This window comes from Sphingomonas crusticola (assembly GCF_003391115.1).
Taxonomy (GTDB): Bacteria; Pseudomonadota; Alphaproteobacteria; order Sphingomonadales; family Sphingomonadaceae; genus Sphingomonas_I; species Sphingomonas_I crusticola.
This window is the reverse complement of the sequence record NZ_QTJP01000001.1, coordinates 2,663,381-2,677,236: the sequence shown is the minus strand read 5'-3', so window position 1 is coordinate 2,677,236 and position 13,856 is coordinate 2,663,381. Positions and strand designations below refer to the sequence as shown.

Here is a 13,856-nt window from a genome sequence, read left to right as displayed (position 1 = left end):
GGCCTCGTTATGTAGAGGGCGCGCAACACGGCGTGGGCCTGCCCGACGCCGCATTCCCAATTGAACAGAGGTCTAGAGACGCATGGCGAACACGCCGCAAGCCAAGAAGCGCATCCGCCGCAACGATCGCCGTGCCGATATCAATGGCGCGCGTGTCAGCCGTATCCGCACCTTCCTGAAGAAGGTCGAACTGGCATTGACGAGCGGCGACAAGGCCGAGGCAACGGCGGCACTCGCAGCAGCGCAGCCTGAACTGGCGCGTGGTGTTTCAAAGGGCGTGCTTCACAAGAATACGGCCTCGCGTAAGTTTGCGCGCCTCACTAAGCGAGTCGCCGCGCTCGGATAACCCCTTTTTCCGATCGGTTTTTAAGAGCCCGCCGGTCCCGGACCGGCGGGCTTTTTGCTGCTCCTGCGAAGTGCCGCGCAATGTGCGGAATTTCAATGATTCTCCGAAACGTCACACGACCGTAATATCGCTCTTGTTAAGAAAACTTCATTGATTTCAAACGCTTAATAAATAAGCGCCGAAAATTGGCGGACTTCCGCTGTCAATATAGTTTATTTCAGAATCGTGACGGCTCCGACGCTTGAATAGCGCGCCGGGTTGTTCCTAAAGTCTGCCTGTTCGATCGGCGATTCTCCGGTTCGAGCCAACCAGCGATTGTGTGTTCTGGCGCGTACGGGGGTTCGTATGCGCGGGGGTCGAAACTTGTTCGGATAGGCCTGCCGGCGCCGAAGATGGCGTTTCCGGCGATGGGAGAGGTGTGCGTGGAGCAGGTCGTCGAAGCAGATGTGAATGCAGGCCAATTACCGATTGAGGCGGCCTGGGACAGCATCCGCTTGAGCCTGCGCAAGAGCTGCGGCGAGCGTATCTTCGACGGATGGCTGAAGCCGCTCCGCCTGGCCGCATGCGATCCCGATTCGGGCGAGGTTCGGCTGGCCGCCCCGTCAGCCTTCATGGCGACTTGGGTCCAGAATCACTTCGCCGAACAGATCAGCGCCGCCTGGCGCGCGATGCTGCCGCAGGTCCGCCATATTGTCATCGAGGCGGCGACCGACGCGCCGGGACGGACCGTTGTCGAAGCGACGCTGCCGCAGCCTGAGGCCCAGGCCGTGGCCGCACCACCCGCGGCACCGAAAGGCACCGTGCTTGACCCGCGCTATAGCTTCGACAGTTTCGTCGTCGGCAAGGCGAACGAGCTCGCCTACAATGCGGCGCGGACCCTGGCCGAAGGGGGCAAGCTCGCCTTCAACCCGCTATTCCTCCATGGTGGCACGGGCCTCGGCAAAACGCACCTGATGCACGCAATCGGGCAGGAATATCGCACCCGCCACCCCGACGCGCAGATTCTCTACATGTCGGCTGAAAAGTTTATGTTCGAGTTCGTCTCAGCACTGCGCGCCAAGGACACGCACAGCTTCAAGCAGCGGCTGCGCGCTGCCGACGTGCTGATGATCGACGACGTCCAGTTCATCGCGGGCAAGGATTCGACGCAGGAAGAATTCTTCCACACGATGAACGAGCTGATCTCGGCTGGTCGGCGGCTGGTGATCAGCGCCGATCGCAGCCCGCAGAATCTCGACGGGATCGAAAGCCGCATCCTGTCGCGCCTGTCTTGGGGTCTGGTCGCCGACATCAACCCGGCCGATTTCGAGCTGCGCTACAATATCATCGTCAAGAAGCTTGAGTCGCTTCCCGCCGGGACGGTGCCCGATGAGGTCGCCCTGTTCCTCGCCAAGCGGATCAGCGCGTCGATCCGCGAACTGGAAGGCGCGCTCAACCGCGTGATCGCTTTCGCCACGCTCAACAACCGCGTGATCGACCTCGATTTCGCACAGGAAGCGCTCGCCGAGCAATTGCGCGCCAGCCAGCGCCGCGTCTCGATCGACGAGATTCAGCGCAAGGTGTGCGAGCATTTTCGGATTCGCCAGACCGAAATGGGCTCGGCACGGCGCGCGCGTGAAGTCGCCCGTCCCCGCCAGATCGCGATGTACCTCGCCAAGCAGCTTACCCAGCGCTCGCTGCCCGAGATCGGCCGCCGTTTCGGGGGGCGCGACCATACGACCGTGATTCACGCGGTGCGCACGATCGAGGCGTTGCGCGTCAAGGATGCCGAGATCGACGCCGATGTGCGCCTGCTCCTGAGACAGCTCGAAGGCTGAGCCAGCCCGTGACGACCGCAATCTTTTGGCCCACATTCGCACTGGTCGCGCTTGTCTATGCGGTATTATTGATGCTGGGCGTGAAGCGCTTCGGCTATATCCGCAGCAACCCGCCGCGCCGCGCCGACTTCGCCAGCAGTGCGGCGATGAAGAGCTACTTCACACCCGTCTCCGGCCCGGCCGACAATCTCAGCAATTTGTTCGAAATGCCGGTGCTCTATTTTGCGCTGGTTCCGCTGCTGCTGCTTTTCCATCACGCCAACCATATCCAGGTGGCACTTGCCTGGCTGTTCGTCGCGCTGCGCGTGGCGCACAGCATCGTGCATATCGGCGGGGCGCGGGCGAACGTCCGCTTCATCATCTATTTTGCCGGATGCATCGTGCTGAGCGTGATGTGGATCGGCTTCGCCATCGATATGGCAGGTGCGACAAGCGCTGCAGCCGCTAACGCCCTTTAACGCCGGCGCGGGCGAGTTGCTTCGAGCCGGGCGGCGCGGCTAAGCATTTGGCGTGACCGACAGCAATTTTCAGAGCGGGCCGGCGCGGGCCAACGCCGAGCAAATCCGGTCTTTTCTCACAAACCTGCGTTCCATCGAAAAAGCGTGGGCGATGCTGGACGCAATCGAGCGAGGCGCGCCGGGCGATATCGAGGAGGCGGTCAACCTGGCTGGCGCCAGCGCGCCCACGCTGACGCGGGCGGCAGCCCTGCTTTCCGACAGCGATCCGGCGAGAGCGCATAGAGTGCTAGAGCAGGCGGTGGCGCTCGACGCGGCGCCGGCGCCCGCGCAGCTGGCGTTAGCGCGCAGCTTCCGCGCGAAGGGCGACGATGCGGAAGCCAGCCGCTGGCTGCGCGGTGCGATGCTTCGCGCGCGGCCCGATGCCGCTTTGCTGCTCGAACTTGCTACGATCGAAAGCGAATATGCACGTGAGCTCGTCGATGTCGCACGCAGCCTCCCGTGTCGCGATGCGCGCACTGCAGAGGCTGCCGCCGCCATGCTTATCGCAGCCGGCAGCCGCAAAGAAGCGCGGATCGCCAGCGATATCGCCTTCCAAGCTGGCGCGCGCGGCGCCGATTTCCTGACCGGTTATAGCGATCTGCTGGCCGACCCGCAGATGCACGAGGACCCGCCCTTGCCCAACGGGCCGCTGGGTATGCCGCACTGGTGGAATGTCGCAACTCATGCGGCACAGGTCCTTCTGGCGCGCGCGCATCCGCCGAGCACGCTGGCCCCCGCCCTTCAGGCACGTGAGGCATCGGCCGCGTGGGTCGACCGCGATGCGCTGGCGCCGCTTTTGGCCGATCGCATTGCTCGCGCCGAACCCTTCTCCTGGATCCGCCTGGGTGACGGCGAGGCGCGATTCCTGCTGCACCTTCACCCCGCATTGCGCAGCGCGATCCCCGAACGCGAGACGGAGGGGATGGCCCGGCAGATCTGGCATGTCTGGTTCGGGCAGGACATAACAACGATCGCACCGGAAGAGCTGGCGACACTCGGCCAGCGTCTCGATCAAGCGATCCACAGCGCCGATCTGCTGGGGGTATCTTCGGTCGAACGCCTCACCAACGATGCCAATCATTACGGCTTTTGCGCAAGCCTCGAACTCTACTTACGCGATTTGCTGGGCGATCAGCCGGGCAAGCTGGTCACCGATTCCTGTTTTCACACGATGCTCAATGAACGCGAACCGTTCCTGTCCTCGCTTTTGTCCGGCCTGGACTTTCTAGGCGTGATCAGCCCGCATCCGGAATTGGCCGGCCGTCTGCAGCGCAAGCTCGGCATCGGTGCGGTCCGGCATTACGACATACCGGGCGAAGGCCGCCTCGATCGGCCTCAGGAACATGGCAATCGCGGCAGCCATTTTCCGCAAACCTACAAAAGGATCATGGCAGAAATCGACGTGCCGCGCCGTGGCGCCGTGTTCCTGGTCGCGGGCGGCCTCCTCGGCAAAATCTATTGCGATCGGGTGCGGGAATTAGGCGGCATCGCGCTCGACATCGGGGCGCTGGCCGATGCCTGGATGGGCTATAATACACGCGGCGGGGCGCTTCATACAGCGATGCGCTGGCAATTGCCGGCCTGAAGCGAGCCCGGTGCGTTATCGCGCTGCTTTAACCAACACGGTTTCGGATCAGATCGTCAACAACGCTTGGGTCGGCCAGCGTCGATGTATCGCCGAGCGTGGACACATCACCCTCCGCAACCTTACGCAGAATGCGGCGCATGATCTTGCCGGAGCGCGTCTTCGGCAGGCCGGGGGCGAACTGGATCGCGTCCGGCGTGGCGATCGGGCCGATCTCCGTGCGGACCCATTGGGTTAGCTCCCCGCGCAAAGCGTCGCTTGGCGCTTCGCCGGCGTTGAGCGTGACATAAGCGTAAATGCCCTGCCCCTTAATGTCGTGCGGGAAGCCGACCACGGCCGCTTCCGCTACCTTGGCATGGAGCACGAGCGCGCTTTCGACCTCTGCTGTGCCCATGCGATGGCCCGAAACGTTGATGACGTCGTCGACCCGGCCCGTGATCCACCAATAGCCATCCTCGTCGCGGCGGGCGCCGTCGCCGGTCGTGTAGACGCCGGGAAAATGCGAGAAATAGGTCTGGAAGAAACGCTCCGGATCGCCCCACACGCCGCGCATCTGACCGGGCCAGCTGCGCGCGAGGACGAGGTTGCCGGAGGTGGCGCCGTCCAGCACCTGGCCTTCATTATCGAGCAATTGCGGCTCGATGCCGAAAAATGGCTTGGTGGCGGAGCCGGCCTTGAGCGCGATCGCGCCGGGCAACGGCGTGATCATGTGTCCGCCGGTCTCGGTTTGCCACCATGTGTCCATGATCGGGCAGCGGCCATCGCCGACTATTTCATGATACCAGCGCCACGCCTCGGGATTGATCGGCTCACCGACGGATCCGAGGATGCGCAACGATGCACGGCTGGTGCGCTTCACGAATTCGTCGCCCTCGCGCATCAAGGCGCGGAGTGCGGTCGGTGCGGTGTAGAGGATCTCGACCTGGTGGCGGTCGACAACCTGCCAGATGCGGCTGGCGTCCGGCCAGTTAGGCACGCCCTCGAACATCAAGGTCGTCGCGCCGTTGGCGAGCGGGCCGTAGACGATATAGCTGTGCCCGGTGACCCAGCCGATGTCCGCGGCGCACCAGTAGATCTGGCCGGGGCGATAATCGAACACCAGTTCGTGGGTCAGGCTGGCCCACAGCAGATAGCCGCCCGTAGTGTGCATCACCCCCTTGGGCTTGCCGGTAGAACCGGACGTATAGAGCACGAACAGCGGGTCTTCGGCGTTCATCGGCTCGGCGGCGCATTCCGCCGGCGCGACTGCCATCGCCTCGTCATACCAGACGTCGCGGTCCGGCTGCATCGTCACCGCGCCGCCAGTCGCGCGCACGACGATAATTGTCTCGATCGTGCAGCGCTCGGCGGCGGCATCGACATTGTTCTTGAGCGGAACGGGCTTGCCGCCGCGGCGGCCCTCGTCGGCGGTGATGACGACGGTCGAGCCGCAATCCTCGATCCGGCCAGCAAGCGCGTCCGGCGAGAAGCCGCCGAAGACCACCGAATGGATCGCGCCGATCCGCGCGCAGGCGAGCAACGCCACCGCGGCCTCGGGAATCATCGGCATATAGACGGTGACGCGGTCGCCTCTCTTGACGCCCTGCGCCTTGAGCACATTGGCGAAGCGGCACACGTCGGCGTACAGTTCGCGATAGCTGATGCGCCGCGCTTGTTCGCCAGGCTGATCGGGCTCCCAGAGGATCGCGATCTGATCGCCACGCTCGGCGAGATGGCGGTCAAGGCAATTGGCCGCGACATTGAGCGCGCCGTCGGCGAACCAGCGGACGCCGAAATCCTCCTTGGCGAAGCTGCTCTCGTCGGTCTTGGTCGGGAAAGTCGACCATTCGAGACGTTTGGCCTGATCGAGCCAGAAGGTATGCGGATCGGCGAGCGAGCGCGCATACATTTCGGCATAAAGCGCGGCATCGACCTTAGCGGTGGTCGCCCATTCGGCCGGTACCGGATAGATTAGGTCCTCGCTCATCCCCGTTCCCTTATTCGCGGTCTGAAGCCGCCTTGCACTGATCCGCATAGCGCCGCGCGATGAAGGCGCATGCCATGAGCTGCATCTGATGGAATAGCATGATCGGCAAGAGGATCACGCCTGTTTGAGGCCCCGGGAACAGGACTTTGGCCATCGGCACGCCCTGCACGATCGATTTCTTGGTGCCGCAGAACAGGATGGCGATGCGATCCGCCCGATCGAAACCCAAGGCCCGGCCCACGCCCCAGGTTACTGTCAGTCCGATCGCCAGCAGCAGGGCATCCACCGCGAACAGTAAGGTCAGCGCGCTCGGCGAGAGCTTGTGCCACAAGCCTTCGATGACGGCGGCGGAAAAGGCGCCATAGACCGCGATCAAGATGGTCGAGCGATCGGTCATGCCAACCAGCTGCTTGTGGCGCAGGACCCAACCGCCGATCCACGGCCGCAGCAGATGGCCCGCGACGAACGGCAGCAATATCTGCGCGGCAATCTTGCCTACGCCTTCGACCCCGATTCCGCCGCCATGCGCGCCGGCCATCGCCCCCATCAATAAGGGTGTGAGGAGGATGCCGAGCATCTGGCTGGCCGAGGCGCTGGCGATTGCCGCGGGCACATTGCCTCTGGCCATTGATACGAACGCAATCGCGGATTGCACGGTCGAGGGTAAGGCACAGACGAACAGGACGCCGATCCACAGATCACGCGGTAGCAGGCCGGGCCAGCTATACGCACCGATCATGCCGATGATGGGGAACATAACGAAGGTACAGGCGAGAATGGTGAGGTGCAGCCGCCAGTGCGTCAGTCCGGCGATGACCTGATCACGGGCGAGCTTCGCGCCGTGGAAGAAGAACAGCAGCACGATGGTGACCAGCGACAGCCAGCTGACGATGGTCGCGAAAACGCCGCGCGCCGGCAGCAACGTCGCCAGCAATACGCTGGCCACCAGAAAAATCAGAAAGGGGTCGGGGACCAAACGACGAAGCACGCGAAGCCTTTGGCAGGCCAAGCGCGCTTCGCCAAGATTCGCTGCTTCGTCATGCTGAACTTGGTTCAGCATCCTTCACAAGGAAAACGCCCCGCCGCAGAATGGACCCTGAACCAAGTTCAGGGTGAGGGGCATTTTCGTAACGCTCAGATCTTGTCGCCGAAGGCGCCCTTAACGGTGCCCTTCAGGTTCTGGCCCTGACCCTTGAGGTCCTGAGCAGCACCATCGGCCTCGATATCGGGACGGTCGGCGGCATCGCCGACAACCTGCTTGGTCTGGCCGGCGACCTGATTGGCCACGCCCTTGATCTTGTCGGTAAGCTCACCCATCGGACTTCTCCTTCATAACGTGGGTTAAACCGTCCGCCGGAGGGAGTGTTCCTGCAGATGCGGCAGGCCGTGACGCCCTCGCCCTCAGCTGCTAGGCGGCACGCCATCATGGCATCCCCCGATCAAAACGAACGCCGCACCTTCGCGATCATCTCCCACCCCGACGCCGGCAAGACCACGCTGACCGAGAAATTGCTGCTGTTCGGCGGCGCGATCCACGCGGCGGGCGAAGTGCGGGCGCGCGGCCAACAGCGGCGCGCGCGTTCGGACTGGATGAAGATCGAGCAGCAGCGCGGCATTTCCGTCACCTCTTCGGTGATGACGTTCGAGCGCGAGGGTATCACCTTCAACCTGCTCGATACGCCCGGCCACGAGGATTTTAGCGAGGACACGTATCGCACGCTGACCGCGGTCGATTCCGCCGTGATGGTGATCGACGCGGCGCGCGGCATCGAGGCGCAGACGCGCAAATTGTTCGAGGTCTGCCGCCTGCGCAACGTGCCGATCATCACATTCATCAACAAGGTCGATCGCGAGGGGCGCGCGCCATTCGCCTTGCTCGACGAGGTCGCCGACGCGCTGGCGCTCGACGTCTGCCCGATGAGCTGGCCGGTCGGAATGGGAGGCACGTTCGAGGGCATTTACGACCTCGCCAAGAACGTGCTGCACCGTCCGGCCGACGATGCCACCGGCGCATTCGAAGGCGACAGCGTGCCGGTCGGTGGGCTCGACGACAGCGACCTCGACCAACTGCTCTCCGAAGATGCGGTCAACCTGCTGCGCGAGGAAGCCGAGCTGGCGGTGGCAGGCTATGCGCCATTCGATGAAACCGCCTACAAAGCGGGCGACCTGACGCCCGTCTATTTCGGCTCGGCGCTCAAGGATTTCGGCGTCGACCAGCTGATCGACGCGCTGGCCGATTTCGCCCCCGCCCCGCGCCCGCAGCCGGCCGAGCCGCGCGAGGTGCAGCCAGACGAGCCGCAGGTCGCGGGCTTCGTGTTCAAGGTGCAAGCGAACATGAACCCGCAGCATCGCGACCGCGTGGCCTTCATGCGGCTGTGCGCGGGCAAATTCCGGCGCGGCATGAAGTTGTCGCAGGTGGGCACGGGTAAGACGATCGCGGTCCACTCGCCGATCCTGTTTTTCGCGCGCGACCGCGAGCTGGCCGAGGAAGCCTTCCCCGGCGACATCATCGGCATCCCCAATCATGGCACGCTGCGCGTCGGCGACACGCTCACCGAAGGGGAGACGCTGCGCTTCACCGGCATCCCCAATTTCGCGCCGGAAATCCTGCGGCGCATCCGGCTGGGTGACCCGACCAAGACCAAGCAATTGCGCAACGCCCTCAACGACATGGCCGAGGAAGGCGTGATGCAGGTATTCCACCCGCAGATCGGCTCCAACTGGATCGTCGGCGTGGTCGGCCAGCTTCAGCTCGACGTGCTGATTTCACGGCTGCAGGCGGAATATAAGGTGGATGCCGGGTTCGAGCCGAGCCCGTGGGACACGGCCCGCTGGTTGACGTCGGACGATGCCAAGGCACTCGACGCATTCATCGGCGAGCATCGCGCGGCGATGGCGGAGGACCGCGACGGCGCTCCGGTGTTCATGGCCAAGGATACGTGGGAGCTAAACTACGTTTCCGGCCGCTTCCCGAACATCCGCTTCGCCGCGACCAAGGAACGCCACTGAGGCCCTTCCCACTCCGCGCATGACCGCATAGCCTGTTTCCAAAGGGGAAACGGGGTGAATGGATTCGCAGGAAGCCGGCGCGGCTTCGTGATCGGGGGCCTGAGCGGCCTGGCGCTGGCAGGTACGGCCGCTCGCGGCATATCGCTCGCCACGCTGGAGCAGATGATCGGCGTATGGGCCGACGGCTTCATAAAGGCATTCGACGCACCGGGCCTAGCAGTCGCGGTCGTGCGGCCGGGCCAGCCGGATTTTGCCGGCGGCTATGGCGTGCGAACGCTGGGTGTACCCGGCAAGGTCGACGCGCACACCTTGTTCGGCATCGCGTCCAACAGCAAGGCCTTCACCGCCGCCGCGCTCGCCATTCTGGTCGACGAGGGCAAGGTGGGCTGGGAAGAGCCGGTCATACGCTACATTCCGGAATTCCGCATGTCGGATCCGGTCGTCACCAACCTGGTGACGGTGCGCGACCTGCTCGTGCACCGCAGCGGGTTGGCACTTGGCGCGGGCGACCTGATGGAATTCCCGGCGAGCTCGCACAGTGTCGAGGATATCCTGCACGGGCTGCAATATCTGAAGCTCGAGCGCGGTTTCCGGTCCGGCTACGCTTATGACAATATCCTCTACATCGTCGCAGGAATCCTGATCGAGCGGGTCACGGGACAGAGCTGGACCGACTTCGTCACCGCGCGCCTGCTGCAGCCGCTGGGCATGACCGAGACAGTGGCGACACGCTCGCGCGCCCGGACCGACAATATCGCCGGGCGCCATGCGCGGCTGGGGCCGCCGGTGCGCGGCATGGGGCCGATGCGGGTGGTGTCACCTGACGAGCAGGACAAGATCGCCGCCGCCGGCGGGATCAACACCAGCGCGCATGACGTGGCCGCCTGGTTCCACGCTCAGCTCAACCGCGGCTTGCTCCCCAACGGTCAGCGGCTGTGGAGTGCGACTCAAGCGGAGGAGATGTGGCGGCCGCAGACAATCACCAGCAGCGGCCCCGGCCCGAGCGCCGACAAGCCGATGCGCCCGGTGATCGAGGCCTATGCGCTAGGCTGGAACGTGCAGGATTATCGCGGGCAGCGGCTGCTTTCGCATGGCGGCGGGCTGACCGGCCAGATTACGCGCCACGCGATGCTGCCCGAACTGGGCTGCGCGGTGGCGGTCTATTCTAATGTGGAGGACGGTTATGCCTCCACCGGCCTGCGCAATGCGATCCTCGACTACCTAGTCGGGGCGCCGCCGTTCGACTGGCTGGCGGCGATGCAGAAGCTTCGCACCGAGCGCGAGGCAGAAGCGCTCAAGGAAGTATCCGGCGCGGGAATTAGACAGCCTGTGGGCGCGCCTTCACTGCCACTGGCGGCCTATGCGGGGCGGTATCGCGACCCCTGGTATGGCGACATCGTGATCGCGGTGAAGGGTCAGGGGCTGACGATCGACTTCACCCGCACGCCGGTGTTCAAGAGCGCGCTGGAGCCGTGGGGGCCCGATGCCTTCCGCACGCGCTTCCCGGCCGAAGCCGGCGAGGATGCGGTGGTGACGTTCGTGGTCAAGGATGGGGCGGTTACCGGCGTCACGATGAAAGCCCTGTCGCCGCTGGCCGACTTCAGCTTCGACTTCCAGCATCTGGCGTTCGTGCCGGTACGCTGAGCCCGTCAGGCGGGGCGGCGGCGGACGAGCACGTTGCTGAAATGGCTCATCACCGCGACATTGTCCTGATTGAACAGGGTGGTGCGGAAGCGGACGATGCCGAGGCCGGGCTTGGAAGCGGAGGTGCGCGCCTCGACCACTTCGGCTTCGGCGCGAAGCGTGTCGCCGGGATAGACCGGCTTTAGCCAGCGCAGCTCGTCGATGCCGGCGCCGCCGAGGATGGAGCCCTCGGCACCAAGCGATGCCCAGAAGTCGGCGGTCATCCGCATGCCCATGGCGGCGGTGTGCCAGCCGCTCGCCGCCAGCCGACCGAACAGCGGATTGGCGGCCGCGGCTTCGTCGTCGAGATGGAAAGGCTGAGGATCGAATTTGCGCGCGAAATCGAGCGACGCCTCGCGCGTCACCTCGATCGATCCGTAGCTGTCCTTGCGCCCAACCGGCAGGTCTTCGAACCAGATCATCGGCGCTTCAGCGCGTTCTTGAAGGGCGTGTCCGTCCCATCGATGCCCGGCTTCGGCGGCAAGCTGAGCAGCTCGCGCAGCAGGGGATAGACGTCGACATTGTCGAAGCTGGGGAGCTTGCCACGCGGTTTGATCGAGGGGCCCGCAGCCACGAACAATGCCAGCATTTCGGGCGCCGCATTATCATAGCCATGGCTCCCGAGATCGACCCCCCACTTCTTGGGGAAGACATCGAGTAGCAACCAGCCAGTTTCGGCGATGCAGACGAATGGCGCGACGCGGGGGTTGCGTCCGAAATGAAGCCGCTGGGGAACGTCGGCCTTGCGCATGCAATTGATATGCGGGCGCGGCCGGAGCAAGCTCGCCGCGAGGGCGGCCTCATGGCCTGGCACCGCATCGATAGTGGCGACGGGCCCTTCGTCGATCACATGATAGTCGGCCGGATTCGCGATATCGTGCAGCCAGACCACGCGGTTCGGCGAGCTTGGCGCCATGCCATGATCGGCGACGATAATGAGGTTCGCGGGCTGGTGAAGCTCGGACAGACCGGCGCGGAGCGCTGCGAGCTGCCGATCGGCCTCGCGCACGGCGGCGTTGAGCTCGGGACTGTCGGGTCCGTGGCGGTGCCCGGCTGTGTCCACCAGGTCGAAATAAAGGGTCAGGAAGCGCGGACGGAGCGCCACCGGACGGCGCAGCCAGTCCAGGACCGTGTTGACGCGCTGAACATTGGTGACGTTCTCGCTAAAGGGAAACCAGTCCTGCGCACGTATGCCACCATAGGGGGCGTTGGACCCCGGCCAGAACATCACGCCGGTGCGAATGCCGGCCTTTTCCGCGCCGACCCAAAGCGGCTCCGCCTGGCTCCACCAGAAGCTGTCGTCACTGTTCTTGGTGGTGAAGGTCTCGCCAGGGCGGGCGGCGTCCTCCATCTTGTTGCCGACGATGCCGTTGCGATCGGGGCGCAGGCCCGTGACCAGCGCATAATGGTTGGGGTAGGTCTTGGTCGGGAAGGAAGGCCGCATCGCCGCGCTGACGCCCTGCCGCGCCAATGCGGTCAGCGTCGGCGTCAGGCCGCGATCGAGATAGTCGGCGCGGAAGCCGTCGATCGAGATGAGGATGGTGACGGGCCGCCGCACCTCCGCCGCCGAAAGCGGGCTGACGAGCAAGGAAAGCAGCGCAAGCAGCGCGAATCGAAGGGGCAACAACATTGTCCCTTCGATGCCCCAGCCATAGGACAAGGGAAAGACGTCAGACGTTGAAGCGGAACAGCATCACGTCGCCGTCATGGACGACATAATCCTTGCCTTCGGACCGCAGCTTGCCCGCGTCGCGCGCGCCGGCTTCGCCCTTGTAGGTGACGTAATCGTCGAAGGCGATCGTCTCGGCGCGTATGAAGCCACGTTCGAAATCGCTGTGGATGGCGCCGGCGGCCTGGGGTGCCTTGGAGCCCTTCTCGATCGTCCAGGCGCGGGCTTCCTTGGGACCGACCGTGAAGAAGGTCAGCAGGTGGAGCAGCTCGTAGCCGGCGCGGATGACGCGCGCGAGGCCGGTTTCCTGCAGGCCGAGATCAGACAGGAATTCGGCACGGTCGGCGGGATCGAGCGTGACGATCTCGGCTTCGATCGCGGCCGAGACAACGACCGCGCCGGCATTCTCGGCCGCAGCTTTTTCGAAAACCCTGGCCGACAGCGCATTGCCCTCGGCGGCCGAGCCTTCGTCGACATTGCAAACGTAGAGGACGGGCTTGGCAGTAAGCAATTGCGCCTGCTCGAACAGGCGCTTCTCGTCATCATCCCGGGGCTGGGTCAGACGCGCGGGCTTGCCCTCGCGCAACAGCTCGAGCGCCTGGCCGAGCACGGAGGCGGCGGACTTGGATTCCTTGTCGCCCTGCTGGCCCTTCTTGATCAGATTGGGGACGCGCTTCTCGAGGCTTTCCAGGTCGGCGAGCATGAGTTCGGTCTCGACCGTCTCGGCATCGGCGATCGGATCGACCTTGCCCTCGACATGCGTCACCTCGCCCTCGAAGCAGCGCAGCACGTGGATGATCGCATCGCACTCGCGGATATTGCCGAGGAACTGGTTGCCGAGCCCCTCCCCCTTCGATGCGCCGCGCACGAGGCCGGCGATGTCGACGAAGGCGAGCTGGGTTTCGATCTTCTTGGCCGAGCCGCCGATCTCGGCGAGCTTGTCGAGGCGCGGATCGGGCACTGCGACCTGGCCGACATTGGGCTCGATCGTGCAGAAGGGATAATTCGCCGCCTGCGCTGCCGCCGTTTCGGTCAACGCATTGAAGAGGGTCGACTTGCCGACGTTCGGCAGGCCGACGATGCCGCACTTGAAACCCATGTCTCGCCTGAATTCTTGAGGAAGCGCGCCACATAGGGGGTTGGGGGATGGAAGGCCAGAGCAGGCCGCCGCGCGCCGACCGCCGCGCCACGGACGCGCGTCATCATAGCCTGGCAACAAGCCTATGATCGGCGCGGGTCCGCCGCCTGCCTGGGCTGCGGGAGGGCATGCGGTCCCTAGCCTTT

The 13,856-nt window shown here is 64.5% G+C and carries 12 protein-coding genes; 6 read left to right on the top strand and 6 right to left on the bottom strand.

Annotated elements, in window-relative coordinates; translation table 11 throughout:
- The first annotated feature begins 82 nt into the window (after nt 1-82).
- The 4 genes from rpsT to DX905_RS12730 all read left to right on the top strand — a co-directional run bounded on the left by rpsT (nt 83) and on the right by DX905_RS12730 (nt 4,245).
- Nucleotides 83-346: a 30S ribosomal protein S20 gene (gene rpsT / locus DX905_RS12745; RefSeq protein WP_116091681.1), complete on the top strand. Its 264-nt coding sequence runs from the start codon at nt 83-85 to the stop codon at nt 344-346.
- 407 nt (nt 347-753) lie between these two features.
- Nucleotides 754-2,163 (top strand): chromosomal replication initiator protein DnaA, encoded by a 1,410-nt coding sequence (gene dnaA, locus DX905_RS12740; protein WP_116092539.1) that lies wholly within the window; start codon nt 754-756, stop codon nt 2,161-2,163.
- An 8-nt stretch (nt 2,164-2,171) separates the two neighbouring features.
- On the top strand, nt 2,172-2,621 hold the full coding sequence (locus DX905_RS12735) for an MAPEG family protein (RefSeq protein ID WP_116091680.1): 450 nt from the start codon (nt 2,172-2,174) through the stop codon (nt 2,619-2,621).
- A 151-nt stretch (nt 2,622-2,772) separates the two neighbouring features.
- A complete protein-coding gene (locus DX905_RS12730; RefSeq protein WP_162875605.1) occupies nt 2,773-4,245 on the top strand; it encodes a GT-D fold domain-containing protein in 1,473 nt (490 codons plus the stop codon).
- A gap of 28 nt (nt 4,246-4,273) precedes the next feature.
- Here the strand turns inward: DX905_RS12730 and acs are convergent, their stop codons facing one another.
- The 3 genes from acs to DX905_RS12715 all read right to left on the bottom strand — a co-directional run bounded on the left by acs (nt 4,274) and on the right by DX905_RS12715 (nt 7,528).
- Nucleotides 4,274-6,211 (bottom strand): acetate--CoA ligase, encoded by a 1,938-nt coding sequence (gene acs / locus DX905_RS12725; RefSeq protein ID WP_116091678.1) that lies wholly within the window; start codon nt 6,209-6,211, stop codon nt 4,274-4,276.
- Between the two features lie 10 nt (nt 6,212-6,221).
- Nucleotides 6,222-7,199, bottom strand: a complete 978-nt coding sequence (locus DX905_RS12720; protein WP_240320843.1) for a bile acid:sodium symporter family protein — start codon at nt 7,197-7,199, stop codon at nt 6,222-6,224.
- Nucleotides 7,200-7,345: 146 nt separating this feature from the next.
- On the bottom strand, nt 7,346-7,528 hold the full coding sequence (locus DX905_RS12715) for a CsbD family protein (protein WP_116091676.1): 183 nt from the start codon (nt 7,526-7,528) through the stop codon (nt 7,346-7,348).
- A gap of 108 nt (nt 7,529-7,636) precedes the next feature.
- Here DX905_RS12715 and DX905_RS12710 point away from each other — a divergent pair, with 108 nt between their 5' ends.
- Nucleotides 7,637-9,220, top strand: a complete 1,584-nt coding sequence (locus tag DX905_RS12710) for a peptide chain release factor 3 (RefSeq protein WP_116091675.1) — start codon at nt 7,637-7,639, stop codon at nt 9,218-9,220.
- Nucleotides 9,221-9,274: 54 nt separating this feature from the next.
- Nucleotides 9,275-10,864 carry a serine hydrolase gene (locus DX905_RS12705; RefSeq protein WP_116091674.1) on the top strand — a complete coding sequence of 530 codons (1,590 nt, stop codon included), beginning with the start codon at nt 9,275-9,277 and terminating at the stop codon, nt 10,862-10,864.
- Between the two features lie 5 nt (nt 10,865-10,869).
- On the opposite strand, the gene DX905_RS12700 is transcribed toward DX905_RS12705, so the two are convergent.
- Genes DX905_RS12700 through ychF form a run of 3 tightly spaced genes read right to left on the bottom strand, consistent with a single transcriptional unit; the run spans nt 10,870 to nt 13,671 of the window.
- Complete coding sequence (locus tag DX905_RS12700) at nt 10,870-11,325, bottom strand: MaoC family dehydratase (RefSeq protein WP_116091673.1); 456 nt, start codon at nt 11,323-11,325, stop codon at nt 10,870-10,872.
- On the bottom strand, nt 11,322-12,533 hold the full coding sequence (locus DX905_RS12695; protein WP_116092538.1) for an alkaline phosphatase family protein: 1,212 nt from the start codon (nt 12,531-12,533) through the stop codon (nt 11,322-11,324). The genes DX905_RS12700 and DX905_RS12695 overlap by 4 nt, the downstream gene beginning before the upstream one ends.
- Nucleotides 12,534-12,573: 40 nt before the next feature.
- Nucleotides 12,574-13,671 (bottom strand): redox-regulated ATPase YchF, encoded by a 1,098-nt coding sequence (gene ychF, locus DX905_RS12690; RefSeq protein WP_116091672.1) that lies wholly within the window; start codon nt 13,669-13,671, stop codon nt 12,574-12,576.
- Between the last annotated feature and the right edge of the window lie 185 nt (nt 13,672-13,856).

Coding starts and splice junctions, on each gene's coding strand:
- DX905_RS12710 (WP_116091675.1), top strand. CDS start 7,637: ATGGCATCCCCCGATCAAAACGAACGCCGCACCTTCGCGATCATCTCC.
- acs (WP_116091678.1), bottom strand. CDS start 6,211: ATGAGCGAGGACCTAATCTATCCGGTACCGGCCGAATGGGCGACCACC.
- DX905_RS12700 (WP_116091673.1), bottom strand. CDS start 11,325: ATGATCTGGTTCGAAGACCTGCCGGTTGGGCGCAAGGACAGCTACGGA.
- DX905_RS12730 (WP_162875605.1), top strand. CDS start 2,773: ATGCTGGACGCAATCGAGCGAGGCGCGCCGGGCGATATCGAGGAGGCG.
- DX905_RS12715 (WP_116091676.1), bottom strand. CDS start 7,528: ATGGGTGAGCTTACCGACAAGATCAAGGGCGTGGCCAATCAGGTCGCC.
- dnaA (WP_116092539.1), top strand. CDS start 754: ATGGGAGAGGTGTGCGTGGAGCAGGTCGTCGAAGCAGATGTGAATGCA.
- ychF (WP_116091672.1), bottom strand. CDS start 13,671: ATGGGTTTCAAGTGCGGCATCGTCGGCCTGCCGAACGTCGGCAAGTCG.
- DX905_RS12695 (WP_116092538.1), bottom strand. CDS start 12,533: ATGTTGTTGCCCCTTCGATTCGCGCTGCTTGCGCTGCTTTCCTTGCTC.
- rpsT (WP_116091681.1), top strand. CDS start 83: ATGGCGAACACGCCGCAAGCCAAGAAGCGCATCCGCCGCAACGATCGC.